The 24507-nt window shown below is 55.2% G+C and carries 21 protein-coding genes and 3 pseudogenes; 6 read left to right on the top strand and 18 right to left on the bottom strand.

The genetic code is table 11. The annotated features are described in order from the left end of the window. Positions 1 to 25: 25 nt before the first annotated feature. Both P3C52_RS14785 and P3C52_RS14780 read right to left on the bottom strand, forming a co-directional pair. Positions 26 to 727, bottom strand: a complete 702-nt coding sequence (locus P3C52_RS14785; protein WP_275555734.1) for an LrgB family protein — start codon at positions 725 to 727, stop codon at positions 26 to 28. Then, on the bottom strand, positions 720 to 1145 hold the full coding sequence (locus P3C52_RS14780) for a CidA/LrgA family protein (protein ID WP_275555733.1): 426 nt from the start codon (positions 1143 to 1145) through the stop codon (positions 720 to 722). The genes P3C52_RS14785 and P3C52_RS14780 overlap by 8 nt, the downstream gene beginning before the upstream one ends. A gap of 107 nt (positions 1146 to 1252) precedes the next feature. Here P3C52_RS14780 and P3C52_RS14775 point away from each other — a divergent pair, with 107 nt between their 5' ends. Next, positions 1253 to 2155, top strand: a complete 903-nt coding sequence (locus P3C52_RS14775; protein ID WP_275555732.1) for a LysR family transcriptional regulator — start codon at positions 1253 to 1255, stop codon at positions 2153 to 2155. A gap of 236 nt (positions 2156 to 2391) precedes the next feature. Here P3C52_RS14775 and P3C52_RS14770 read toward each other — a convergent pair whose 3' ends face one another. The 4 genes and pseudogenes from P3C52_RS14770 to soxR form a co-directional block, all read right to left on the bottom strand. Continuing rightward, the gene (locus P3C52_RS14770; protein ID WP_275555731.1) at positions 2392 to 4041 is read right to left on the bottom strand and encodes a Na+/H+ antiporter; all 1650 of its coding nucleotides are present in this window, start codon (positions 4039 to 4041) and stop codon (positions 2392 to 2394) included. A gap of 205 nt (positions 4042 to 4246) precedes the next feature. Further along, positions 4247 to 5595 (bottom strand): annotated as a pseudogene (locus P3C52_RS14765) (NCS2 family permease). Between the two features lie 390 nt (positions 5596 to 5985). Then, a complete protein-coding gene (locus P3C52_RS14760; protein WP_275555730.1) occupies positions 5986 to 6654 on the bottom strand; it encodes a glutathione S-transferase in 669 nt (222 codons plus the stop codon). A gap of 41 nt (positions 6655 to 6695) precedes the next feature. Beyond that, on the bottom strand, positions 6696 to 7163 hold the full coding sequence (soxR, locus tag P3C52_RS14755) for a redox-sensitive transcriptional activator SoxR (RefSeq protein ID WP_275555729.1): 468 nt from the start codon (positions 7161 to 7163) through the stop codon (positions 6696 to 6698). Between the two features lie 88 nt (positions 7164 to 7251). Between soxR and soxS the strand changes: the two genes are divergently transcribed. Further along, entirely contained in the window at positions 7252 to 7680 is a 429-nt protein-coding gene (gene soxS, locus P3C52_RS14750; protein WP_275555728.1) for a superoxide response transcriptional regulator SoxS, read from the top strand. A 43-nt stretch (positions 7681 to 7723) separates the two neighbouring features. Here soxS and P3C52_RS14745 read toward each other — a convergent pair whose 3' ends face one another. Next, entirely contained in the window at positions 7724 to 9004 is a 1281-nt protein-coding gene (locus tag P3C52_RS14745; RefSeq protein ID WP_275555727.1) for a diguanylate cyclase, read from the bottom strand. A gap of 490 nt (positions 9005 to 9494) precedes the next feature. Between P3C52_RS14745 and P3C52_RS14740 the strand changes: the two genes are divergently transcribed. Then, entirely contained in the window at positions 9495 to 9776 is a 282-nt protein-coding gene (locus P3C52_RS14740; RefSeq protein ID WP_275555726.1) for a YjcB family protein, read from the top strand. Between the two features lie 98 nt (positions 9777 to 9874). On the opposite strand, the pseudogene P3C52_RS14735 reads toward P3C52_RS14740, so the two are convergent. The 5 genes and pseudogenes from P3C52_RS14735 to ssb1 all read right to left on the bottom strand — a co-directional run bounded on the left by P3C52_RS14735 (position 9875) and on the right by ssb1 (position 13303). Beyond that, positions 9875 to 10824 (bottom strand): annotated as a pseudogene (locus tag P3C52_RS14735) (ATP-grasp fold amidoligase family protein). A 7-nt stretch (positions 10825 to 10831) separates the two neighbouring features. Further along, positions 10832 to 11368 (bottom strand): annotated as a pseudogene (locus tag P3C52_RS14730) (polysaccharide biosynthesis C-terminal domain-containing protein); the annotation flags it as partial. Between the two features lie 16 nt (positions 11369 to 11384). After that, a protein-coding gene (locus P3C52_RS14725; protein WP_094106546.1) for an IS1 family transposase occupies positions 11385 to 12082 on the bottom strand; the annotation gives its coding sequence in 2 pieces (ribosomal slippage) (positions 11385 to 11833 and positions 11833 to 12082; 699 coding nt in all). 118 nt (positions 12083 to 12200) lie between these two features. After that, positions 12201 to 12638 (bottom strand): Exc2 family lipoprotein, encoded by a 438-nt coding sequence (locus tag P3C52_RS14720; protein WP_275555724.1) that lies wholly within the window; start codon positions 12636 to 12638, stop codon positions 12201 to 12203. Between the two features lie 119 nt (positions 12639 to 12757). After that, positions 12758 to 13303 carry a single-stranded DNA-binding protein SSB1 gene (ssb1, locus tag P3C52_RS14715; protein ID WP_275555723.1) on the bottom strand — a complete coding sequence of 182 codons (546 nt, stop codon included), beginning with the start codon at positions 13301 to 13303 and terminating at the stop codon, positions 12758 to 12760. Positions 13304 to 13528: 225 nt separating this feature from the next. Between ssb1 and uvrA the strand changes: the two genes are divergently transcribed. Further along, on the top strand, positions 13529 to 16360 hold the full coding sequence (uvrA, locus tag P3C52_RS14710) for an excinuclease ABC subunit UvrA (RefSeq protein ID WP_275555722.1): 2832 nt from the start codon (positions 13529 to 13531) through the stop codon (positions 16358 to 16360). A 299-nt stretch (positions 16361 to 16659) separates the two neighbouring features. Continuing rightward, positions 16660 to 17724 (top strand): NAD(P)-dependent alcohol dehydrogenase, encoded by a 1065-nt coding sequence (locus tag P3C52_RS14705; protein WP_275555721.1) that lies wholly within the window; start codon positions 16660 to 16662, stop codon positions 17722 to 17724. Between the two features lie 37 nt (positions 17725 to 17761). On the opposite strand, the gene P3C52_RS14700 is transcribed toward P3C52_RS14705, so the two are convergent. The 5 genes from P3C52_RS14700 to dnaB form a co-directional block, all read right to left on the bottom strand. Next, entirely contained in the window at positions 17762 to 18100 is a 339-nt protein-coding gene (locus P3C52_RS14700; RefSeq protein WP_275555720.1) for an MmcQ/YjbR family DNA-binding protein, read from the bottom strand. A 2-nt stretch (positions 18101 to 18102) separates the two neighbouring features. Beyond that, positions 18103 to 18519, bottom strand: coding sequence for a secondary thiamine-phosphate synthase enzyme YjbQ (locus tag P3C52_RS14695; protein WP_275555719.1), 417 nt, complete (start codon positions 18517 to 18519; stop codon positions 18103 to 18105). Positions 18520 to 18795: 276 nt separating this feature from the next. Further along, positions 18796 to 19989: an amino acid aminotransferase gene (locus P3C52_RS14690; RefSeq protein WP_275555718.1), complete on the bottom strand. Its 1194-nt coding sequence runs from the start codon at positions 19987 to 19989 to the stop codon at positions 18796 to 18798. Between the two features lie 81 nt (positions 19990 to 20070). Next, positions 20071 to 20562, bottom strand: coding sequence for an Lrp/AsnC family transcriptional regulator (locus P3C52_RS14685; RefSeq protein ID WP_275555717.1), 492 nt, complete (start codon positions 20560 to 20562; stop codon positions 20071 to 20073). 109 nt (positions 20563 to 20671) lie between these two features. Further along, entirely contained in the window at positions 20672 to 22078 is a 1407-nt protein-coding gene (dnaB, locus tag P3C52_RS14680) for a replicative DNA helicase (protein WP_275555716.1), read from the bottom strand. A 96-nt stretch (positions 22079 to 22174) separates the two neighbouring features. Between dnaB and P3C52_RS14675 the strand changes: the two genes are divergently transcribed. Continuing rightward, positions 22175 to 23158 (top strand): quinone oxidoreductase, encoded by a 984-nt coding sequence (locus P3C52_RS14675; protein ID WP_275555715.1) that lies wholly within the window; start codon positions 22175 to 22177, stop codon positions 23156 to 23158. A gap of 330 nt (positions 23159 to 23488) precedes the next feature. On the opposite strand, the gene dusA is transcribed toward P3C52_RS14675, so the two are convergent. Beyond that, positions 23489 to 24484, bottom strand: coding sequence for a tRNA dihydrouridine(20/20a) synthase DusA (dusA, locus tag P3C52_RS14670; RefSeq protein ID WP_275555714.1), 996 nt, complete (start codon positions 24482 to 24484; stop codon positions 23489 to 23491). Positions 24485 to 24507: the final 23 nt, after the last annotated feature.

Genomic DNA, 24507 nt, shown 5'->3' with positions numbered 1-24507 from the left:
GGTTAAGCAACGCGTAAACAGGTCGTTACTGCGCCACCGGCCACATTAGCTGGCTGATTAGCGGTGCAATCACCACCGTCAGCACGCCGGAGAGCATCATCACCAGGCTGGAAACCACACCTTCCTGTTGCCCCAACTCATAAGCGCGGGCGGTGCCAGCCCCGTGCGAGGCGGCGCCAAAACCGGCCCCTTTTGCCATGCCCTGCTTCACCGCCAGGCGCAAAAACAGCACATCGCCTACCGCCATGCCAAACACGCCGGTAATCACCACAAACAGCGCCACCAAATCGGGCTGGCCGCCTACCTGCTTCGCCGCCGCCAGCGCAAACGGCGTGGTAATAGATCGAATCGCCAGGCTGCGCTGGATAACTTCCGGCAGCGCCAGCAGCCGCGCCAGCCAGACGGAGCTGCATACCGCCACCAACGTCGCGGTAATTACGCCTGCCGACAGCGACAGCCAGTGACGGCGGATAATCGCCATATTTTCATAAACCGGCACGGCAAACGCCAGCGTAGCTGGACCAAGCAGCCACAGCAGCCAGCGGCTCTCGCTAATATAGTTTTGCCATGAGATATGCATCACCAGCAGCATGCCGACCAGCAGCAGCGGCGTCATCACCAGCGGCATCAACAGCAATTTGCGCCAGCGGCGATAGAGGCGTTTATTGAGAAAATAGATGCAGAGCGTCGCGATAAAACAGAGCAGGCTGATAATGAGATTATTCATGGCGCGCCTGCTTACGCTGCGCCAGCCACATCTCCAGCCGGTAAACCCTGTCCACCACCAGCGCCGTCGCCGCCAGTACCATCAGCGTACTCAGAGCGATCACCAGACAGATGCGCCAGCCTTCAACTTTCAACAGATCGCCGTAATTAACCACCGCCACCACCGCCGGAACGAAAAACAGCAGCATTTCCGCCAGCAGCCAGTTGCCGCCCGCCTTTACCCATTTCAGCGGCATGATGCGCAGAACGATCAGCGCCAGCAGCAATAACATGCCGACAATATTCGCGGGCAGCGGCAGATGCAGCCACTCTACCAGCTGCTGCGCGCAAATAAACAGCGCGATATAAACGCCAACCTGTAACGGCACCTGCAATCGTTGCAGCCATCCCGTTCTCTGCGGGCTTAACGCCACGGCCATAATCGATTTCTCCTGACGAATCTGTGATGGCTGTCAGTATACGGCGCTGTCAAAGGGTGAAAAAAATGAATTAAAATTATCCAAAGTATGCATAAAGGGAATGGTTTATGGACGTTCGTGCGCTGCGCTATTTTGTCGAGGTGGTCAGGCAACAGAGTTTTACCCGCGCCGCTGAAGCGCTGTTTGTCACGCAGCCGACCATCAGCAAAATGCTGCGTCAGCTGGAGGAGGAGCTGGGCTGCACGCTGCTGCTGCGCGAAGGGCGTAAGCTGCATCTGACCGACAGCGGCCAGGTCGTTTATCAACGCGGCCTGATGATCTTGCAGGAGTTCAAACAGCTGGAGCTGGAAATTGGCGATATTAATCAGCTGAAAACCGGCGAGCTGCGGCTGGGCGTGCCGCCGATGGTCGGCATGCAGATTGCCGGCTCCGTTTCCGCCTTTCGCCAGCGTTATCCCGGCATTGCGTTAAAAATTGTAGAGTCCGGCGGGCTGACGGTGCAGGAAGCGGTGCTTTCGGGCAGTCTTGACCTGGCGTTAACTGCGTTGCCGATTGATGAGCAGGCACCGTTGAATACGCTAACGCTGATGCGTCATCCACTCTGCGTGCTGGTACCGCGCGCCGAGCCCTGGCTGAGCCGCGCCAGCGTTTCGCTGGCGCAGGTGGCACAGCATCCGCTGCTGATTTTTAATGAGGAATTTTCCCTTAACCGCCAGCTGAAGAAAGCGTTTCAGCGCGAGAACCTGACGCCGCAAATTGCCGTACGCAGCGGGCAATGGGATTTTCTGGCGGCGATGGTACAGGCGGGCATGGGCGTGGCGATTCTGCCGGAGCCGATTTGTCAGCGGTTGGATCGTCAGTCGCTGCTGTGGCTGCCACTGGAGTCGGAGCTGGCCTGGACGCTGGGCTTAATCTGGCGCGAAGGCAGCTATCTTTCCCGCAGCGCGCAGGCATGGATCGATTGCTGTCGTGAATACTGGCCGGGCGAAGCGCCGACGCTGTCGGTCTGAAGCACAGGAATAGCGCTTTCGCTGATTAATGCGCAACGGTACACAAGGTAAGCGATGCTGTAGGGAAATGCACTGATGGGCTTATGCAGACAAGGCAAACGGGTGAATTACGGACAGCAAGAGGCGCCGGTTGACCTGTGCTGCCAGAGCAAGCAGGCGAATAGATTATTGATGGCAAGGCAGGCTGGTTGGTCGAGGCAAATACAACGGGCGGGCTTATTGGCCCGCCCGTTTTCTTAGTGATCTTTTTCTACCAGTAGCGCTTCCAGCAGATCGAGATCGCGCAGCAGACTCTGCATCGTCTCATTGCTGATTTGCTGCGTGGCGCGCAGATGATACAGCTCAGCGCGTTCGGCACGCACCGCCGTCAAACGGAAGCGGCGCTCCAGATCTTCGGCAATATGCGCCGTATCCAGATCGCTTTGTCCGTCAGCACGACGACGCAGGTTGCCAATCACGCGCGAACTCACCTCTTTCAACAGCTCGTTGTCGAGGTTCTCTTCAGTATCCTGCGTCAGGCGCTCTTCCATTTTGTAGAGGCTTTCAATCGCCGCACCAGCCATAACCGCCCGAGCCTGCTGCACTTCGCGACGCAGACCCGATTTATCAATGCCATCCACGCCGCGCAGCAACAGCGGCAGTACGATAACGCCGATAAAGAGCGAGAACAGAATCACGCCGGTTGCGAGGAAGACCAGTTCATAACGGCCCGGGAAAGCGTCGCCGTTCGGCAGAAACAGCGGAATCGACAGCACACCGGCCAGCGTGATCGCCCCGCGTACGCCAGCGAACGAGGCGACAAGCAGTTCACGCGAACTGTAGTTGCTGAACTCCATCGGCTTTTTGCTCAGGAAGCGCTTGCTGATGCGCTGCATGGTCCACAGCCAGCCGAAACGCACCAGCAGCAGCGCGAGGTAAACCAACAGAATGTCGGTAAACAGCATCCAGAGCTGCACATTCGGGTCGGCATTGGCCTCGGCGATCGAGGTTTCCAGAATGCCCGGCAGCTGCAGGCCCAGCATTAAAAAGACCATGCCGTTAAACACAAATTCCAGCATCTGCCAGACGCTGTTAGCACGCAGGCGCATCGCCAGCGGCGCGCGGCGCATAATGCCGGAGCGGGTGATCATCATACCGGCCGCAACCGCCGCCAGAATGCCGGAAACGCCCAGATGCTCTGCAATCAGATAAGAGGCAAAGGGTAACAGCAGCAGCAGAACGGTTTGCGTCGCCGGATCGTCACCGCTCAGGCGGCTGAACAGACGCAGGGATTTGCCGAACAGCCAGCAGACCGCCGCCCCCGCCAGCAGGCCGCCGATGGCAACCTTGAAAAATTCCACCGCCGCGCCGGAAACGGTAAACACCATCGTACCCATCGCGACCGCGACGGCGAATTTTAGCGACACCAGGCCGGAGGCGTCATTCATTAACGCTTCGCCCTGCAGTATGGACATGATTTTTTTGGGAATGCGCCCTTCGCCAACAATGCCGGACAGCGCCACCGCATCGGTCGGCGACAGCACCGCCGCCAGCGCAAAGGCCGGCACCAGCGGAATGCCCGGCACCATCCAGTAGATCAGGTAGCCGATACCGACCACCGTGATCAGCACCAGTACCAGCGCCAGCCCCATGATTTCACGGCCATGATGCAGAAATTCATTAACTGGCGTTTTCCAGCCGTCGGCAAACAGCAGCGGCGGAATAAACAGCACCAGAAAGAGTTCCGGGTCGAAATCCACATGCAGACCAAAGGTCGGCCAGGCCAGCAGTGCGCCAGCAGCGATTTGTACCAGCGGCAGCGGGATCTGGAACGGAATAATGCGGGCGGCGACGCCAGAGAGCGACACCACCAGCATCATGATGAGAATAGTAAAAAAGATTTCCATGCTTTCCTTATAGCCCCTTCCAACAGGCATATGTGAATCAATTACCCCTGGGGTAAGCCCCGTAGCAGTGTAAAACAAAACGTTAAGCCTGTTAAAAACAAGGCGGACATTTCGTTAAGCTTCAGGATAATTCTCTATGCATAAACCAAATGGGAGAAAAAGCAGCGGTGGAAAGCACGCGCGGCAGGGACGCCGCGCGAGGAGATTAGAGGGCCCAGCCTCCGGCATAGAACACCACCAGGGCGATGGCGATAATCACGGTGCCGATATTCAGCTTGCGCCATTCACCGGCAAACAGACGACCAATCACCAGCGAGCCAAAGCCCAGCATAATGCCGGTGACGATATTGCAGGTCAGCACAATAAATACCGCCGTCAGCAGGCCGGACATCGCATCGACAAAATCGTTAAAGTCGATTTTTGCCACGTTGCTTAACATCAGCAGGCCTACATACATCAGCGCGGGTGCCGTCGCGTAGGCTGGCACCAGATAAGCCAGCGGCGACATAAACAGGATGAGCAGGAACAGCAGGCCGACCACAATCGCCGTCAGGCCAGTTTTACCACCCGCGGCGGTACCCGCCGCCGATTCGATATAAACCGCCGCTGGCGATGCGCCGACCAGCCCGGCGAAAATGCTGCTGACCGAGTCGGTGGTCAGCGCCTTGCCGCCGTTAATGATCTGTCCTCTTTATCCAGCAGGTTCGCCTGCCCCGCCACGGCGCGAATGGTGCCAGTGGCATCGAAGACGGCGGTCATCACCAGCGCCAGCACGCTCGGCAGCACCGCAGCCTGCAGCGCGCCACCAATGTCCAGACTGAACAGCAGCGATTCGCCGTTGGCGTCGCGCAGGCTGGGCATGGCAAATAATCCTTTAAAGCTCACCGCCGGATCGACCGCCAGGCCAATCAGCGAGATGGCGATAATCGTCAGCAGAATGCCGCCCGGCACGCGGCGTTTTTCCAGGCCGAAAATGGCTGCCAGACCGATTAAGGACATGATGACCGGGAACGAGGTGAAGTGACCAAGCGCGACCGGCAGGCCAGGCGCCGGGTTTTTCACTACCAGGCCAACGCCGTCAGCGGCGATCAGCAACAGAAACAGGCCAATGCCGACGCCGGTGCCGTGCGCCACGCCCATCGGCAGATTACGCAGGATCCAGGCGCGAATGCCGGTGGCGGAAATCAGCGTAAATAACACGCCCATCAGGAATACGGCACCCAGCGCGACCGGAATGCTGATCTGCTGCCCCAGCACCAGGCTAAACGCAGTAAAGGCGGTCAGGGAGATCGCACAGCCGATCGCCATCGGCAGATTGGCCCACAGTCCCATGATAATCGAGCCGAAGCTGGCGACCAGACAGGTGGAAACAAAAACCGCCGCAGGCGGGAAACCCGCTTTGCCGAGCATGCCCGGCACGACAATGACGGAATAAACCATAGCCAGAAACGTCGTCAGGCCGGCAAGGATTTCCTGGCGCACGCTGCTGCCGCGTGCGGAAATCTGGAACCAGGCATCAAACGAACGACGCGCCGGTGGTGTTGGAGTCGACATGGAAAAACCTCATTATTTTGGATAACAGCCTGCGCGGCGAACAGAATGCACCGTTTTTTTATTTCCCTGGATAAGCACTGGCGAGAAAAGAACAGCCGACGCCAGTCAAAAAGCAAACGTTTACTTCACCGCGCGAAAAAAAGGCCGCATAGCGGCCTGTCAAAAAGGCAAACGATTATCCTGCCTTTGGTGACATATTTTCAACTGCTGTATGGATCTAATTCAGCATAATTCACGAGTCGATGAGATAAAGACGCGGGTTTAAACGAAAAGGCCGGGCGGCAAGTCAGGCTAACGTCGCTGCAGCTATGGTTTTTTTGCTGCAGCAGGCCGTCCAGCGTTGAGCTATTTCCCCGCTGACTTTTTAAACAGAAAGATTAGCGCGCGGCTTTATTCCGCCGCCAGGTTCAGCTCTCCGCCTTTTTGAATAGCGCGTTGCCAGGCCGGACGGCAGGTAATTTTATCCAGCCAGGCCTGCGTCGCGGGCATATCCTGCAGGCCGCCACGTACCGCCAGCCCCTGAATGGGAAAGCTCATCTGGATATCCGCCAGCGTGAGCTGCTCGCCGGCAAACCAGGCGTGGCTGGTAAGGTGCTGTTCGATAAACTGACGGTGAGTCGCCAGCTGGCGATCGATAAAGCCTTTGCGTACTCCTTTGCCAAAGGCGGCGCCAACCGGACGCAGCAGCCAGGGCACCGGCGCTTTCCCCATCCGGCTAAAGATCAGACGCATCACCACCAGTGGCATCAGCGAACCTTCTGCATAGTGCAGCCAGTAACGGCACTGCAGGAGGGCTTCTTCATCCAGCGGCGTGAACTGTTTATTTCGATCGTAACGGCCCGCCAGATATTCCAGAATCGCACCCGATTCCGCGACCACACGATCGCCGTCGGTAATCACCGGCGCCTTCCCTAACGGATGAATTTTTTTCAGCGCGTCCGGCGCCAGCATCGAGGCCTGACGCTGATAGCGTTTGATTTCGTAAGGCAGCTCCAGCTCTTCCAGCAACCAGAGGATCCGCTGCGAGCGGGAGTTATTCAGATGATGCACAACGATCATGACGGAGTCCTGCAGTTAAGCGCCAGCCTCCAGTATAGCGGCTACTCTTCTTCGCGATGGGGATCGAGCAGGATAGCGCCGGTGCCCTTTTCCGCCAGCCGGTCGCCGGGGTTGCGCAGCGGGCAGTCACGCATCGACAGACAGCCGCAGCCGATACAGCCATCCAAATCGTCGCGTAGATGAGTCAGGGTTTCGATGCGCTTGTTCAGTTCAGCGCGCCACTGTTCGGTCAACTCTTCCCAGGCTTTCGGCGAAATACGCTTGTCGGTCGGCATATGCGACAGGCTTTCACTGACGGTCGCCAGCGGAATGCCGATGCGCTGCGCAATTTTGATTATCGCCACGCGACGCAATACATCACGGCTGTAGCGCCGCTGATTTCCGGCATTGCGCGTGCTGGCAATCAGCCCCTTCGCTTCATAAAAATGCAGCGCGGAAACCGCCACCCCGCTGCGCTTCGCTACTTCACCCGGCGTCAACACCGGCTTCGGATAACTGTTTTTTTTCATTTTACGCTTTACCTCAAGTTAACTTGAGGAATTATACTCCCACCCCATCGACCTGCAACGCTCAAAATCTCATCAGAAGGACATAGTCATGATGCATAACGACATTATTCATTCTTTGACTGACTGGATTGATCAGAACCTGGATAAAAACCTTTCTATTGATGAAGTCGCCGCCAAATCCGGCTACTCCAAATGGCACCTGCAGCGTATGTTCCGTACCGTAACGAAACAGACGCTGGGCAGCTATATTCGCGAACGTCGGCTCACGCTGGCGGCGGAAGCGCTTTCCCTGACGCAGCGCCCGGTTTTTGATATTGCGATGCAGTACGGCTTTGATTCTCAACAGACCTTTTCGCGCGTCTTTCGTCGGCAGTTTTCCCAGACGCCCACCGCTTATCGCCACAACATGCGCCGTCAGAGCGCGCTGCGCCAGCGTCCGGTGAGCTTTTCCCGCAGCGAGGCGCTCGGCAGCTACGCCCAGCGTACGACCGGCGCCTGCTGTCCGGTAAGCGGCTAACAATGTGGGAAAAGAGATGACGGCCCGATTCTCCGTCGGGCCTTCAGAAGATTTCCATTTGTGGCTGACTCTGTCTCAGCGGCGATAAATACCAGCCTCCGCCCAGCGCTTTGATGTGATACATCGCGGCATCAGCCTGCGCCAGCAATCCTTCAGCCGACCGCGCATTTTTCCCCATGGCGGCGCCAATGCTTAGCGACCAGACAATCGGCTGACCGTCCGGCAAAATTAGCGGCTTTTCCATGGCGCTCATCAGATGCTGCACCACGCGCGTGATCTGATCGGGATGGGTAATATCACGCAGCAAAATCGCAAACTCATCGCCGCCGAGCCGCGCCACCATATCCGTTTTTCTTACCTGCGCGCGCAGCCGTTCTGCGGTCGCGGTAATAATGGCATCGCCAGCCGCATGTCCCCAGGTATCATTGATCTGCTTGAAACGATCGCCATCAATAAACAGCAACGCCAGTTGTTGGCGCTGGGCGCCGTCGGCAAACGCCTGCGCTAACGTCTGTTCGAAAGCGATACGATTTGGTAAACCGGTCAGGCTGTCATGGCTGGCCTGGTGCGCCAGATGATCGTTTTCCTGCTTCATATGGCTCTGCCACTCATCCAGCTCCGCCAGCAGCGTATTGAAGTCATGGCTTAAGGCGTGCAGTTCGGCAATGTCCGCCGCCGGAACGCGGCGCGCAAATGCCCGACGCTGGCGCACTTCACGCGTAACCGAGGTGATGCTTTGCAACGCCTCCAGAATACCGGCGTGCATGCGCCGTGACAGCAGCGAAGCCAGGGTGGCGGTCAACAGCAGGCTGGCCATCAGCCAGGCGAGAATCTGATAAATATATTGGATTACCTGGCTGGCGTTGCCGACCAGCCAGATCTGGCCGATCTTATTATGATGATGGAGGATCGGCATGGTCACCGGCTGCGGAAAAAACCACTGGGCGATCAGCTTTTCCAGGCGATTCTGTTGTGGACGCGGCGAAGCTTGCCAACCCGCCAGCAGTTGTCCGTGGTCGTCATATACCCGTCCATAGGCAAAGCAGCCGCGTCGGCCAATTTCCGCCAGCGCTTCCTGAACAACCTGCCCTTCGCCTTTTACCACCGCCGACTGCACCGTATAGCTCAGCGTGGAGGCCAGCAGCTGCAGATTATTTTCCGCATAGTTTCGTAGCGCGATAAGCGAAAGCGTGGATAAAGAGATCCCGGAGATCATCATCGAAATAATAATGATCATCAGATGGATGCGCTGCAGCGATTTACGCAGTGTTGGCCGCGATCCCGTTTTCATATTGTCAGACAGACGCAGGCAAGGCTTAATCACATCGCCCTCCGAAAAAGGTGCCGTTAAATGACGCGCCGTGTTGCAGCAGACGATACCCCGAACGAAGGTCAGAGGCAGGAAGCAACTTAGTCATATCAGGATCCTGAATAAAAGAGAAAGCAGGGCTAAACGGCACGAACAACGCCTGCGCTGACCAGATCAGCATGGGTTGAAAAGCGTATCTGGCTGATGTCGCAGGTACAATCATTCAGCGGGTCAGATTCATCCCAAATCCCTGTTGTTTCTTTATTTTGCTAATAAAGACAGGAAATTAAACGCCTTCTTACCCTGCCTGCACCGCAGCTATTCCCGCCTTCAGAAGCAGCTTATCTGGTGTAAATTTTGTTCAATTTTTAAAATGCAGTGATATAATGTGACCCAAGTCACACTTTAGTGCTGCATGTTCATGACCGGTAGAGACTCTCTGGCATCTTTATCGCGTCTTCTTACTCCAGGCGTCAGGGTTAATAAGAGACAGAGGTTGCATGTTATGGCTACGCTTACCGCCAGCCTTGTTGTAATGCGTTGGGAATTGCTGAGCGCCGTTCTGATGTTTTTCGCCAGCACCTTTAAAACAAAGTGCCGTCAAACCAGCCATCCGGTCATGGCTTTTGTCTGTAGCGGTATCGGCGTCGGCCTGACCTGCTGGTTTGTTGCCGGATTATTAGGTATGTCGTTCAGTATGGAAAACGTTAATAATTTTCTGAACATTACCAAAGACACCTTTATCAATATTATGAGCCAGACGCCGCCTGAATGGCCGATGCCCTGAGCGGTAGTCTGATAAAAGCCGTTGCTATCCTGATAGCTGACCAATAAAAAAAGCGAGCTGCCCGGCTCGCTTTTTTATTATTTCTCCGGTCAAAGGCGTTAAACCTTTTTCAGCAATCCCGGCAGCGTTACATCAGTTACATCTGTAGAGCCCAGCGGTGTCGGAAGGTTAACCCGATCCTGCAACCACATTTCGCCCATCATTTTATTCAGGCCGCGATCGAGTCCGGTAACCAGACCGGCGCCTGGCGTAAAGGTTAATTCGCCAAACCAGATCTGTTCTTCATGGATATACCAGTCAACGCGAACGTAATCGAACTCTTTCGCCAGCGTTTTACTTAATTCCAGTGCCTGTTCCAGCTTCGGCATAACCTGTTGAATATCCAGACCGGTATCGCGGATTTTATACCAGGCTTCGCTCAGATTATTCACGTAGAAATTCATCGAGAGCGCCGGATTACTGCGGTTATAGATAACCTGCAGCACATATTCAAAATTGCCGTCCTTTTTATTGAACATGTGGAATCGATCGGTGCGCTTTTCCCATCGCCAATATACTGTTCAACCAGAATGCGCGGCTTGATATAACGATAATGTATCTCGCGCGCCTCTTCGGAAAAGTCTTTGCGCAGCCACTCCTGACAGCGATTAACGATCAGCTGCTTTTGCAGGCTGTCCGGCTCTTCCAGCAGAATTTCCACCATATTAGAACCGTGGTTGGGCTTAACCACCGTATTCTTCAGGCCTGGCAGACTCAGCAGCGTCGTGGGATCGCTGGTTTCGTGTACCAGTGGGATCAGGTATTCATTGCCAATAGTATCAGCGATATAGTCGCGAACCGTGAATTTGTCAGAGAGCTTGCCGTAGCGCGCGTAGTCACCGTTGACGAACTTACGGTATAACACTTTCTCGTTAAACAGCTTGGGTTCACGAATATTGGGTAGTCTTTTAAACTTATGAAAATAGTGAATACGGTCCTGGTATGCCCACGGCATTTTTTTTACAAAATAAAGAACGCTTCTTCTTAATTCATCTTTAAACTTAGACATCTTAACCTCATTTGTAAGTTTTGTAGTTGAGTGAGGAAACGTGGATCTTGTGGATGACGCCATGTTTGAAGAAGTAATTCATTACGGTCAGGGACAGGATTTCTGTGATTAAAACACTCCACGCCGCGCCGATCAGTCCGAAGCTGGTAATTAAAACCCAGGATAACGGTACGCTGATTGCCATCAGGCAGAGAATTTTCTTCAGCAGATAATTAAAACCTCCTTCTTTGACCATATAACGATATGCAACTGTCCCCATTGACGAAAAGCAGGTTGCTAATGACAATAACGTAATGAGACTTCCCGACTGTGTGTAATCTTGCCCATAAAGGGTAATAATAATGTTCTCACCGTACAGGGTTACGATAAGCAGCATTAATAGTGAAATAACCATGACATAACCATTCAAACGCGCAGTCAGTTTTAATGCCCTTTCTGACTGTTCCCTGAATATTTCCGTAAAACTAGAGGTAATGATTGCCGCAGGAATAAATATCCATGAAGCGGAAATAATATTCGCTGCGTTAAATAGCCCAACATCCTTCGGTAATGACTCCAACTTACTGATAGTGTTTTATGTTCAGATAATGCCCGATGACCTTGTCATGCAGCTCCACCGATTTTGAGAACGACAGTGACTTCCGTCCCAGCCTTGCCAGATGTTGTCTCAGATTCAGGTTATGTCGCTCAATGCGCTGAGTGTAACGCTTGCTGATAACGTGCAGCTTTCCCTTCAGGCGTGATTCGTACAGCGGCCAGCCATCCGTCATCCATACCACGACCTCAAAGGCCGACAGCAGGCTCAGAAGACGCTCCAGTGTGGCCAGAGTGCGTTCACCGAAGACGTGCGCCACAACCGTCCTCCGTATCCTGTCATACGCGTAAAACAGCCAGCGCTGACGTGATTTAGCACCGACGTAGCCCCACTGTTCGTCCATTTCAGCGCAGACAATCACATCACTGCCCGGTTGTATGCGCGAGGTTACCGACTGCGGCCTGAGTTTTTTAAGTGACGTAAAACCGTGTTGAGGCCAACGCCCATAATGCGTGCACTGGCGCGACATCCGACGCCATTCATGGCCATATCAATGATTTTCTGGTGCGTACCGGGCTGAGAGGCGGTGTAAGTGAACTGTAGTTGCCATGTTTTACGGCAATGAGAGCAGAGATAGCGCTGATGTCCGGCAGTGCTTTTGCCGTTACGCACCACGCCTTCAGTAGCGGAGCAGGAAGGACATCTGATGGAAATGGAAGCCACGCAAGCACCTTAAAATCACCATCATACACTAAATCAGTAAGTTGGCAGCATTACCGAAATATGCTGCTGTCGCGAGCCGCTTTAAATCACTCAGCGGCAATAGAAGCCAGCACTGACGTTACGGCTTGCCGTTATAGCCATCCCAATAAGTAGCGATAGCGCCATCCAGCAAGATTGTGCGACGTTTTTCCGGCTGATCGGCGGTGTATTGATGCGTAAGAAAAAAGCTTTTTTGCGCTTCAAGCGCAAAGGGGCTATGTCCCGCAGCGTCGCCAGCTTGCTGTTGGCGAAAACAATTTACCCGTTGTTGTGCCTGCGCCAGCGTAAGGCCAGCGGCCCGATCTTTTTTACCCTGGTCATAAAACTGACTGAGGAATTGCGCCATTAAGCGGATGTTGTCGGCGGTCAGCGGACGCGTATTGGGATCAAAATGCACGCGGGCTATTTGATGAGCCATATGACGGGCATTTTTATCCACGCTGGTTTGAGATCCTGCGCACGCCGTAAGCAGGAGCGGAAGAGTAAGAATAACGGAAAGGCAAAATTTACGTTGCATGATTTATATCCCTATAAAAGAACGTGTCTCGCTATATACGCCCAGCCGTTTATTTTTGCTTAAAAAAAACCTGCCGAAGCAGGTTTTCTTAAGCGATCGCCAGAACAAAAAGCGGCTTATCAGAACGGAATATCGTCGTCGAAATCCATTGGCGGTTCATTGTTCGCAGGGGCGCTCTGCTGCGGACGAGCCGGTGCCTGCTGCCCGCCACCGCTGAACTGATTACCGCCCTGCGGCTGCTGAGGCTGGCCCCAACCGTTGTTATTGCTGTTGCCGCCGCCCATGCCGCCACCGGCCTGCGCGCCCGCGCCGCCCTGACGGCCGCCGAGCATCTGCATGGTGCCGCCGACGTTAACTACCACTTCCGTGGTGTAACGTTCCTGGCCGCTCTGATCCTGCCATTTGCGCGTTTGCAGAGAACCTTCGATATAAACCTGAGAACCTTTACGCAGGTATTCACCCGCCACTTCTGCCAGTTTGCCGAACAGCACAACGCGGTGCCATTCCGTTTTCTCTTTGGTCTCGCCGGTTTGCTTGTCACGCCAGCTTTCGGAAGTCGCCAGCGTAATATTCGCTACGGCTCCACCATTCGGCATATAACGCACTTCCGGATCCTGACCCAGATTCCCGACAAGAATCACTTTGTTAACGCCTCTGCTGGCCATGTTCGCGTCTCCCGATGAGTATTCACTAAAGTCTAAACGGTAAATTCTACCACGCTAGCCTGCCCGATCATACTTCCGAGCAAGCTTCCAATAATGAAGATCTTTTTGCACCGTTGCAACAGACTACTGGATATACATTCAGTTATTTTTTGTGCCATAATGACCTGTTTAGTCCTGCCGTAGCGTTACGGGCATGGTGAGTCTGCGTTAATCCGGGAAATGTGAATGGATAAGATTGAAGTCCGGGGTGCCCGCACCCACAACCTGAAAAACATCAACCTGATCATCCCTCGCGACAAACTGATCGTTGTCACCGGCCTGTCAGGTTCCGGGAAATCCTCGCTGGCGTTCGATACGCTGTATGCCGAGGGACAGCGCCGCTATGTGGAATCCCTTTCCGCCTATGCGCGTCAGTTTCTGTCGCTGATGGAAAAACCGGATGTCGATCATATAGAAGGCCTGTCGCCAGCCATTTCTATTGAGCAGAAATCCACCTCTCATAACCCGCGATCGACGGTGGGAACCATTACCGAAATTCACGACTATCTGCGCCTGCTGTTCGCCCGCGTTGGCGAGCCGCGCTGCCCCGATCACGGCGTGCCGCTGGCGGCACAGACGGTGAGTCAGATGGTGGATAATGTACTGGCGCAGCCGGAAGGCACGCGTCTGATGCTGCTGGCACCGGTGGTGAAAGATCGTAAAGGCGAACATACCAAAACGCTGGAGAACCTGGCGACGCAGGGCTACATTCGCGCCCGTATTGACGGTGAAGTCTGCGACCTTTCTGATCCGCCAAAGCTGGAGTTGCAAAAGAAACATACCATTGAAGTGGTTATCGATCGCTTTAAGGTGCGTGAAGATCTTGCGCAGCGGCTGGCGGAATCGTTTGAGACCGCGCTGGAACTCTCTGGCGGCACGGCGATTGTTGCTGATATGGACGATGCCGATGCGCATGAACTGCTGTTCTCCGCGAACTTCGCCTGCCCGATCTGCGGCTACAGCATGAGCGAACTGGAACCACGCCTGTTCTCATTCAACAACCCGGCGGGCGCCTGCCCGACCTGCGACGGCCTTGGCGTGCAGCAATATTTCGATCCTGAGCGCGTGGTGCAAAATGGCGAGCTGTCGCTGGCCGGCGGCGCGATTCGTGGCTGGGATCGCCGTAACTTTTACTACTTCCAGATGCTGCGCTCGCTGGCGGAACATCTGAAATTCGATGTCGAAGCGCCTTTTAATAGCCTGAGCGAAAAAGCGCGCCAGGTGATCCTGTACGGCTCCGGCAAGGAAAGCATCGAGTTCAAATATATCAACGATCGTGGCGATACCTCGGTGCGTCGTCATCCGTTCGAAGGCGTGCTGCACAATATGGAACGTCGTTATAAAGAGACGGAATCCAGCGCGGTACGTGAAGATCTGGCGAAATTTATCAGCAACCGCGCCTGCGCCACCTGCGAAGGGACGCGCCTGCGTCGTGAAGCGCGCCACGTTTATGTCGAAGACACCACGCTGCCGACCATTTCCGATATGAGCATCGGTCATGCGATGGACTTTTTCCGCAATCTGAAGCTGAGCGGCCAGCGCGCCAAAATCGCTGAAAAAGTGCTGAAAGAGATTGGCGATCGCCTGAGCTTCCTGGTTAACGTCGGCCTGAACTATCTCTCCATGTCGCGCTCCGCCGAAACGCTGTCGGGCGGTGAGGCGCAGCGTATTCGTCTGGCGAGCCAGATCGGTGCCGGTCTGGTCGGCGTGATGTATGTGCTGGATGAACCGTCAATCGGCCTGCATCAGCGCGATAACGAACGCCTGCTGGATACGCTGATCCATCTGCGTAACCTCGGCAATACGGTCATCGTGGTGGAGCATGACGAAGACGCCATTCGCGCCGCCGACCATATTATTGATATCGGGCCGGGCGCTGGGGTTCATGGCGGTCAGGTGGTGGCGGAAGGCACCGCTGAAGAAATTATGCAGGTGGAAGCATCGCTGACCGGTCAGTATCTGAGCGGCAAACGTAAAATTGCGGTGCCGGAACAGCGCGTGCCTGCCGATCCGAACAAAGTGCTGAAAATCACCGGCGCGCGCGGCAACAACCTGAAGGATGTCACGCTGACGCTGCCGGTGGGCCTGTTTACCTGTATTACCGGCGTGTCCGGCTCAGGGAAATCGACGCTGATTAACGATACGCTGTTTCCGATTGCTCAACGCCAGCTGAACGGCGCAACCATTGCCGAACCGGCACCGTATCGTGAAGTGATCGGCATGGAGAATTTCGATAAGGTTATCGATATTGACCAGAGTCCGATCGGCCGTACGCCGCGCTCTAACCCGGCTACCTATACCGGCATCTTTACCCCGATTCGCGAGCTGTTTGCGGGCGTGCCGGAGTCGCGCTCGCGCGGCTATAATCCAGGCCGCTTCAGCTTTAACGTGCGCGGCGGACGCTGTGAAGCCTGTCAGGGTGACGGCGTGCTGCGCGTGGAAATGCACTTCCTGCCGGATATTTATGTGCCGTGCGACCAGTGTAAAGGCAAGCGTTATAACCGCGAGACGCTGGAGATTAAATACAAAGGCAAGAGCATCCATGAAGTGCTGGATATGACCATCGAAGAAGCACGCGAGTTCTTCGATGCGGTGCCAGCGCTGGCGCGTAAGCTGCAAACGCTAATGGATGTCGGTCTCTCTTATATTCGACTCGGCCAGTCTGCGACCACGCTGTCGGGCGGCGAGGCGCAGCGCGTTAAGCTGGCGCGCGAGCTGTCGAAACGCGGCACTGGTCAGACGCTCTATATTCTTGATGAGCCGACCACCGGCCTGCACTTTGCCGATATTCAGCTGCTGTTGACGGTGCTGCACCAGCTGCGCGATCAGGGCAACACCATTGTGGTGATTGAGCATAATCTGGACGTGGTGAAAACCGCCGACTGGATTGTCGATCTCGGCCCGGAAGGCGGCAGCGGCGGCGGACAGATTCTGGTTGCCGGTACGCCGGAAACAGTAGCGAACTGCAAAGAGTCCCATACCGCGCGCTTCCTGAAGCCACTGTTAGCACAGCGCTAACCGGCTGATTTAACGCCCCTGACGCCGCCCGCGTCGGGGGCTTTTTTTATGATCGCCACGGGCTGCTTTCCCGCCTTACTTCACTCATTCCGCTCTTATCGAGGCGCATACCTCCGGTCTTGCCTCTTTCCATGGCAATCGTGCAGGATCAGGCAAGATTTAGACACTTTCAGGTCTGGTTACCCTTCCCCGCGCTGTTTATGCTGGTTCGCTCACTGGCTCGCCCTCTGATGGCGAGCGTCAGTTTATCTGATTGTTTTTCCTTACGCTTCACAACGGCCTCAATAACAGGAGACACCATGAATATTACGCACGCTTATGCTGCCCAGGATGCGAAATCTAAACTCGCGCCTTTTGACTATAAGCCGCGTGAACTGCGCGCGCATGATGTACAAATTGAAGTGCTATTCTGCGGCGTTTGTCACTCTGACCTGCACCAGGCCCGCAATGAATGGCAGAACACCATTTTCCCGGTGGTGCCGGGCCATGAAATCGTCGGACGCGTCACCGCAGTCGGCGCACATACACAAAAATATCGCATCGGCGATCTGGTTGGCGTGGGCTGTATGGTTGACTCCTGCCGCACCTGCCCAAGCTGTCAGGAAGGTCTGGAACAGTATTGCGAGAACGGGATGGTGCCGACCTATAACGGTCAGGACCGCGAAACCCAGGAAGTGACCTACGGCGGCTATTCCACCAGCATCGTAGTCAACGAAGATTTCGTACTGCGCGTGCCGGAAAACCTCGATCCGGCAGGCGTTGCGCCGCTGCTGTGCGCGGGCATTACCACTTACTCACCGCTGCGTCACTGGAACACCGGGCCTGGTAAAAAAGTCGGCATCGTCGGCTTAGGCGGCCTGGGTCATATGGGCGTGAAACTGGCGCACGCGATGGGCGCGCATGTGGTGCTGTTCACCACCTCGCCCTCTAAAATCGAGGACGGTAAGCGTCTGGGCGCCGATGAAGTGGTAATTTCTAAAGACGCCGATCAGATGGCGCAGCACGCCAACAGCTTCGACTTTATTCTGAATACCGTGGCGGCTCAGCACGATCTCAACCCGTTCATTAACCTTCTGAAGCGCGACGGCAATATGACGCTGGTGGGCGCGCCGGAAAACGATCATCCTGCACCGCACGTGTTCGATCTGATTTTCAAACGTCGCAGCGTTGCCGGTTCGCTGATTGGCGGCATCAATGAAACCCAGGAGATGCTCGATTTCTGCGGCCAGCACAATATCACCTCCGATATTGAGCTGATCGCTATGAATCAGATTAACGAGGCCTATGAGCGTATGCTGAAAAGCGACGTGAAATACCGTTTCGTCATCGATATTGATACGCTGCGTCAGGAAACCGCCGCGTAATCACGCTGTCGCTGCGGCCTGTCCCCGCAGCGACAATTTAATGACTCCCCGCCGCTTTGGTCGCCAGCGCCTGCTGTAACGACGCATCCACCAGATAGTAAATCTGCGAATCCTTTAAATTGCCGTCCAGGTAAAGCGTACTCCAGTGCGATTTATTCAGATGGGCGCTGGGAAACACATCCGCATGCTGCTGACGCAATAAATCAGCCAGCGCCGGTGAGGTTTTCAGCGAGAGCGCCGGTCGCCCTTCCGACTCATGCACCATGGCGAACAGGACGCCGTCCGCCTGGATTTGGGTCGCCTTCCAGTCGCTGTGGACGCGCTGTTCAGCGCCTTCTTTACTCATGCAGTAAGACAACAGATCTGAGGTATTCATGGTTACTCCCCTTGCAGCGTGGCGACAATGCGACGTGAACCGCCGCGAACGCGGTGTTCTCCCAGCCAAATCCCCTGCCACGTGCCTAATACCAGACGTCCACGGCTAACCGGCAGCAGCAGCGAAACGCCAAGCAATGATGATTTGATGTGCGCAGGCATATCGTCCGCGCCTTCGTAATCGTGTTCATAAGGCGCGCTTTCCGGCACCTGACGCAGAAAATGCTGCTCCATATCGCTACGCACGGTGGGATCGCAATTTTCATTTAGCGTGAGCGAAGCGGAAGTATGCTGTAGCAGCAGGTGCAGTAACCCTGTATTGATGTCACGTAGTACCGGCAGCTGTTCGAGAATTTCATCGGTAACCAGGTGAAAGCCGCGCGCTTTAGCGCCCAGCGACAGGGTTTGTTGTTGCCACATAACACTTGCTCCTTAACTGAATGACTCTGTTAAGTGTGCAGCATGTGGCGCAAAGGTAAACCCGCAGTGCAGAAAAAGAGGGGAACCGCAGAAAAGAGACCGGCGCCGTTTCAACAGTTGACCCGCTTTTACCAGCAGGAAAACAGGCGGCATCTGAATCTGAAGCGAAGAACTGGCGGCAAAAGTAAGGCGGCCTGCGCCGCCTTTTTTATTCGGTAATCCCTTAGTGCTGCCACTGTCATTGCTTTCTGTCACCGCAGCAAGAAGCTGGCAGTTTTACATCACCGCCGCGAAGGCTTCCGCGACCTGGTGAACATTTTTGCTGTTCAGACCAGCCACGCAGATGCGTCCGCTGTGGATCAAGTAGATGCCGAACTCGTCGCGCAGGCGATCGACCTGCTGCGCGTTCAGGCCGGTGTAGCTGAACATACCGCGCTGCTGCAACAGATAGTCAAAATTTCTGCCCGGCAGCGCGGTACTCAGCGCCGCGACCAGCGACTGGCGCATCTCCAGAATACGCAGGCGCATCGCTTCGACTTCCGCCAGCCAGCTCGCTTTCAGCGCCTCGTCATTCAGTACGCAGGCGACAACCTGTGCGCCGAAGTTTGGCGGCGATGAATAGTTGCGACGTACCGTCGCCTTGAGCTGTCCCTGGACGCGCGCCGCTTCTTCCGCATCGCTGCAAACCACCGACAAGCCGCCGACGCGCTCGCCGTACAATGAGAAAATTTTTGAGAACGAGTTGCTGACCAGCGCTGAAATACCGGCGGCGGCGATGGCACGGATCGCATACGCATCCTCCTCCATGCCAGCGCCAAAGCCCTGGTAAGCGATATCCAGGAACGGGATCAGCTGCTGCGCTTTCAGCACCTCGACCACGCGATCCCACTGCTCGTTAGTTAAATCGGCGCCGGTCGGGTTATGGCAGCAGGGATGCAGCAGCACCACGCTTTGCGCAGGCAGTGAGGCCAGTTTAGCGAGGAACGCATCGAATTTTACGCCGTTGGTTTGCGCGTCGTACCAGGGGTAGGTATGCACCTCAAAACCGGCACCGGCAAAGATTGCCACGTGGTTTTCCCAGGTCGGATCGCTTACCCATACCTGCGACTGCGGGAAATAACGTTTCAGAAAATCTGCGCCAACTTTCAGCGCGCCGGAGCCGCCAACGGTCTGAATGGTAGCGATACGGTTTGCCTGCAGCGCCGCGTGTTGGGCGCCAAACAGCAACGGCGCAATCGCCTGACGATAGCTGGCCAGTCCGTCCATCGGTAAATAGAGCGAAGCCTGCTGCGGCTGTGCATTCAGACGCGTCTCCGCTGCGGCGACCGCCTGCAGCTGCGGAATAATGCCCTGCTCGTTGTAATAGAGGCCAATGCTCAGGTTAACCTTGTGCGGACGCGGATCCAGCCTGAAAGTTTCCATTAAAGTAAGGATTGGATCGCCAGCGTAGGCATCAACTTTCTGAAACACGATGAATCTCCATAGTGATTTTGTTATTGGTCAGACAGCATAACGTCCGTTGTAAGCAGTATCGATGCACTTTTACCTGCGTCAGGCATTTTTTTGATGTCGCGGCGCGGGTACGGCTATCGTCAGGCCATTTTCTTTCAGGCGGTTTAACACCACGGAGGTTTTCACGTGCGCCACGCTGCGGTGTCCGGCCACCAGCTCGCTGATTAAGGCGCTCAGCTCCGCCAGGCTCGCCACGGCAACCTTAAGCAAATAGTCAGCATCACCGGTAGTTTTATAGGCATCGACGATCGCGTCCTGCTCCGCCACCATCTGATGGAAGCTCTCCACATAATCAGAAGTGTGATTAATCAGGCGTACTTCAATCAGACCGATCATCCCGAGCCCAACGGCATCGGGCGATACGCGGGCGTGATAGCCCAGAATCAGATTTGCCTGCTCAAGGTTGATGCGACGACGGGAACATTGCGAAGCAGACAGGCCGACCAGATCGCTTAATTCCTGATTGGTTAAACGTCCATTGGCCTGCAACAGGGTAAGAATTTTCAGGTCGTAATCGTCAATCTGTGTCATCTGCATTTGCCGCTTTTAGCGCTACGATCGTTACAGATAAGCGCAGCCGGGCGGCAAATGTCCAACACAATTTTCTGATGACGCGGGAGCGATGCACAAAACGTGCATGTTATTCGTCGTCGTACTGCGGTCCGGCGTAGTTGTCAAAACGCGACCACTGGCCGTTAAAGGTCAGGCGCACCGTACCAATTGGACCGTTACGCTGTTTACCGATAATGATCTCGGCGATCCCTTTCAGGTCGCTGTTTTCGTGATAAACCTCGTCACGATAGATAAACATGATCAAATCGGCGTCCTGCTCGATCGAGCCGGATTCACGCAGATCGGAGTTGACCGGGCGTTTATCGGCACGCTGCTCCAGCGAGCGGTTCAGCTGCGACAGCGCTACCACCGGCACATTCAGCTCTTTCGCCAACGCTTTCAGCGAGCGGGAAATCTCGGCGATCTCCAGCGTACGGTTGTCAGAAAGCGACGGCACGCGCATCAGCTGAAGGTAATCGATCATAATCATGCTCAGGCCGTTATTTTCGCGGAAAATACGGCGCGCGCGCGAGCGGACTTCGGTGGGTGTCAGGCCGGAAGAATCATCGATATAGATGTTCTTTTTCTCCAGCAGCACGCCCATGGTGCCGGAAATTCGCGCCCAGTCCTCATCATCCAGCTGGCCGGTACGAATACGGGTCTGGTCGACGCGCGACAGCGAAGCGAGCATACGCATCATAATCTGCTCGCTGGGCATCTCCAGACTGAAGATCAATACCGGTTTTTCATGCAGCATCGCGGCGTTTTCGCACAGGTTCATGGCGAAGGTGGTTTTACCCATCGACGGACGCGCCGCCACGATAATCAGGTCGGAACCCTGCAGACCGGCGGTTTTTTTATTGAGATCCTGATAACCGGTATCGACGCCGGTTACGCCATCATGCGGCTTCTGATACAGCGACTCGATACGTGAAACCGTCGCTTCCAGGATCTGCTCAATGTTTTTTGGGCCTTCATCTTTATTGGCGCGCTGTTCAGCGATTTTAAAGACGTTCGACTCGGCAAAATCGAGCAGATCTTCGCTGCTGCGGCCCTGTGGATCGTAACCGGCATCGGCGATCTGGTTAGCGACCGCGATCATCTCGCGCACCACCGCGCGCTCGCGCACAATGTCGGCGTAGGCGTTGATGTTGGCGGCGCTGGGCGTATTTTTCGACAGCTCAGCCAGGTAAGCAAAGCCGCCAACCATATCCAGCTCGCCGCGCTGCTCCAGCGAATCGGAAAGCGTAATTAAGTCGATGGGCTGGCCACCTTCCAGCAGACGCTGCATTTCACTGAATATCAGACGATGAGGGCGACTGTAGAAGTCTTCGGCCACGACGCGCTCTGAGACGTTATCCCAGCGCTCGTTGTCCAGCATCAACCCGCCCAGCACCGACTGCTCCGCTTCCAGCGAATGGGGCGGCAATTTCAGCCCTTCTACCTGGCGATCGCGAACCTCGTTGGATTTGTTGGTGGGTTTATTTCCTGCCATAGTGAATGCAATACCGAATCTGTGAGTGACGCGCAAGTATACCCGTTTTTCGTCTGCCTGGCGTCATGTCATCACTGGAAAGCGACAGGAGTGGTAATGGCAAAACGTATTCAAATTGCCCGGTACGGCGGGCCGGAAGAACTTCAGCTGATCGACTTCGAACCGGCCGATCCTGCAGAAAATGAGGTGCAGGTAGAGAACAAAGCGATCGGGATTAATTATATCGATACCTATGTACGCAGCGGGCTTTATCCGGTGCCTGAACTGCCGTCGGGCATCGGCACCGAAGCCGCTGGCGTGGTGGTGAAAGTAGGCAGCCAGGTGACAGCCATCAAGCCGGGCGATCGCGTGGTGTACGCGCAGTCGCCGCTGGGCGCCTATAGCGAAATTCATAACGTTCATCAGGACAAAATTGCGCTGCTGCCGGACGCGCTCTCCTTTGAACAGGCGGCGGCCTCGTTTCTGAAAGGACTAACCGTACATTATCTGCTGCGCCAGACCTATAAAGTGCAGCCCGGCGAAACCTTTTTATTCCACGCAGCCGCTGGTGGCGTCGGGTTGATTGCCTGCCAGTGGGCGAAAGCGCTGGGTGCGCATCTGATCGGAACGGTCGGCTCAGCGGAAAAAGCACAGCTGGCGAAAGATCGCGGCGCCTGGGCGACGATTAACTATCGTGAAGAGGATATTGCCCAACGCGTCAGCGAACTGACCGACGGTAAAAAAGTACGGGTGGTTTATGACTCAGTAGGTAAAGCAACCTGGGAAGCTTCGCTTAACTGCCTGCAGCGGCGCGGCCTGATGGTCAGCTTCGGCAATTCTTCCGGCCCGGTGACCGGCATCGATCTGGCAATCCTGAATCAGAAAGGATCGCTTTATCTGACGCGCCCTTCGCTGAACGGCTACATCACCTCGCGCGATGAGCTACAGCGCGCCAGTAACGACCTGTTTTCGATGCTTGCCAGCGGCGCGATTAAGGTTGAGGTGCCGGAGAACCAGCGTTTTCCGTTAAGCGAGGCGCAGCGGGCGCATACCACGCTGGAAAGCCGCTCGACGCAAGGCTCCAGCCTGTTGATTCCGTAACAAAGTTAGCTGACGACAGATATAAATTGGGCTTCCCGAAGGAAGCCCTTTTTTCTTTTTTATCGTTCGCACTGTTGTAGGGGACAGCGGCGAGGGATTGTTTTCGACTCAACGAAAACAGTCTCGCAGAATTCATAAGTAAAAAATATGTTTAATTGCGAAAAATAGCTAAGCAAAACGCCACTCTGTGATCCAGCGCGCATCCGGCTTCTTTATTAGTTAACTCATTGATAACACGATACCAATAATCGTTATAACTCATTTTACGTAGCGCCAAAAAAAGAAAAACCCATGCGGTTAACGCACGGGCTTTAACAATTCCAAAACAAATCAGGCGGTTGCTGTCATTTTATCAGCCACCAGCGACAGCGCTTTTTCCACGACTTCGATGCCCGCGCCTGGCTTATGCGCATTCTCACTTAAATAGCGTCGCCACTGTCGCGCGCCGGGAATGCCCTGGAACAGGCCCAGCATATGGCGCGTAACGTGCCCCAAATAGGTTCCCTGCGCCAGCTCGCGCTCAATATAAGGATACATCGCGCGTACTACGGCAACCGGATCGGCATCCGGCGTGCTGCTGCCGAACAGTTCACGATCCACCTGCGCCAGCAGCCCTGGATTTTGATAGGCTTCGCGGCCCATCATCACGCCGTCCAGATGTTGTAAATGTTCTTTCGCTTCTTCCAGTGTTTTCACGCCGCCATTGATCGCCAGCGTAAGCTGCGGAAAATCGCGCTTCAGCTGATAGACACGCGGATAATCAAGCGGTGGGATCTCACGGTTTTCTTTCGGACTCAGGCCAGAAAGCCAGGCCTTGCGCGCATGAATAATAAAGGTATCGCAGCCACCCTGCTGAGCCACCGTACCGATAAAATCACACAGAAACTCATAACTATCCTGATCGTCAATGCCGATACGGGTTTTAACCGTTACCGGAATTGACACCACATCGCGCATCGCCTTCACGCAATCCGCCACCAGCGCCGCCTCGCCCATCAGACAAGCGCCGAAACGGCCGTTCTGTACGCGATCGGAAGGACAACCAACGTTGAGATTGATCTCATCGTAGCCGCGCGCCTGCGCCAGCTGCGCGCACTGCGCCAGCGCGGCTGGATCGCTGCCGCCCAGCTGGAGCGCAACCGGATGCTCCGCCTCGCTATAGGCCAGATAATCGCCTTTACCATGAATGATGGCGCCGGTGGTCACCATTTCGGTATAGAGCAGCGTATTGCGCGTAAGCTGGCGATGAAAATAGCGGCAATGGCGATCGGTCCAGTCAAGCATCGGCGCGATGGAAAAGCGTTGGGAAGAAAAAACCTGGGACATAAAACGGGAAACTCGGCGCGTTC

Origin of the sequence: Mixta sp. Marseille-Q2659 (assembly GCF_940807255.1) — a bacterium.
Lineage (GTDB): Bacteria > Pseudomonadota > Gammaproteobacteria > Enterobacterales > Enterobacteriaceae > Mixta.
This window is presented reverse-complemented; position numbering and strand designations above follow the sequence as displayed.

Excerpts from the sequence above, each read along its gene's own strand:
- dusA (WP_275555714.1), bottom strand. The coding sequence starts at position 24,484 with ATGTCCCAGGTTTTTTCTTCCCAACGCTTTTCCATCGCGCCGATGCTT.
- P3C52_RS14685 (WP_275555717.1), bottom strand. The coding sequence starts at position 20,562 with ATGACACAGATTGACGATTACGACCTGAAAATTCTTACCCTGTTGCAG.
- P3C52_RS14770 (WP_275555731.1), bottom strand. The coding sequence starts at position 4,041 with ATGGAAATCTTTTTTACTATTCTCATCATGATGCTGGTGGTGTCGCTC.
- uvrA (WP_275555722.1), top strand. The coding sequence starts at position 13,529 with ATGGATAAGATTGAAGTCCGGGGTGCCCGCACCCACAACCTGAAAAAC.
- P3C52_RS14760 (WP_275555730.1), bottom strand. The coding sequence starts at position 6,654 with ATGATCGTTGTGCATCATCTGAATAACTCCCGCTCGCAGCGGATCCTC.
- P3C52_RS14695 (WP_275555719.1), bottom strand. The coding sequence starts at position 18,519 with ATGTGGCAACAACAAACCCTGTCGCTGGGCGCTAAAGCGCGCGGCTTT.
- P3C52_RS14785 (WP_275555734.1), bottom strand. The coding sequence starts at position 727 with ATGAATAATCTCATTATCAGCCTGCTCTGTTTTATCGCGACGCTCTGC.
- soxR (WP_275555729.1), bottom strand. The coding sequence starts at position 7,163 with ATGAAAAAAAACAGTTATCCGAAGCCGGTGTTGACGCCGGGTGAAGTA.
- P3C52_RS14780 (WP_275555733.1), bottom strand. The coding sequence starts at position 1,145 with ATGGCCGTGGCGTTAAGCCCGCAGAGAACGGGATGGCTGCAACGATTG.
- P3C52_RS14775 (WP_275555732.1), top strand. The coding sequence starts at position 1,253 with ATGGACGTTCGTGCGCTGCGCTATTTTGTCGAGGTGGTCAGGCAACAG.
- P3C52_RS14705 (WP_275555721.1), top strand. The coding sequence starts at position 16,660 with ATGAATATTACGCACGCTTATGCTGCCCAGGATGCGAAATCTAAACTC.
- P3C52_RS14740 (WP_275555726.1), top strand. The coding sequence starts at position 9,495 with ATGGCTACGCTTACCGCCAGCCTTGTTGTAATGCGTTGGGAATTGCTG.
- P3C52_RS14675 (WP_275555715.1), top strand. The coding sequence starts at position 22,175 with ATGGCAAAACGTATTCAAATTGCCCGGTACGGCGGGCCGGAAGAACTT.
- P3C52_RS14720 (WP_275555724.1), bottom strand. The coding sequence starts at position 12,638 with ATGCAACGTAAATTTTGCCTTTCCGTTATTCTTACTCTTCCGCTCCTG.
- dnaB (WP_275555716.1), bottom strand. The coding sequence starts at position 22,078 with ATGGCAGGAAATAAACCCACCAACAAATCCAACGAGGTTCGCGATCGC.
- P3C52_RS14700 (WP_275555720.1), bottom strand. The coding sequence starts at position 18,100 with ATGAATACCTCAGATCTGTTGTCTTACTGCATGAGTAAAGAAGGCGCT.
- ssb1 (WP_275555723.1), bottom strand. The coding sequence starts at position 13,303 with ATGGCCAGCAGAGGCGTTAACAAAGTGATTCTTGTCGGGAATCTGGGT.
- soxS (WP_275555728.1), top strand. The coding sequence starts at position 7,252 with ATGATGCATAACGACATTATTCATTCTTTGACTGACTGGATTGATCAG.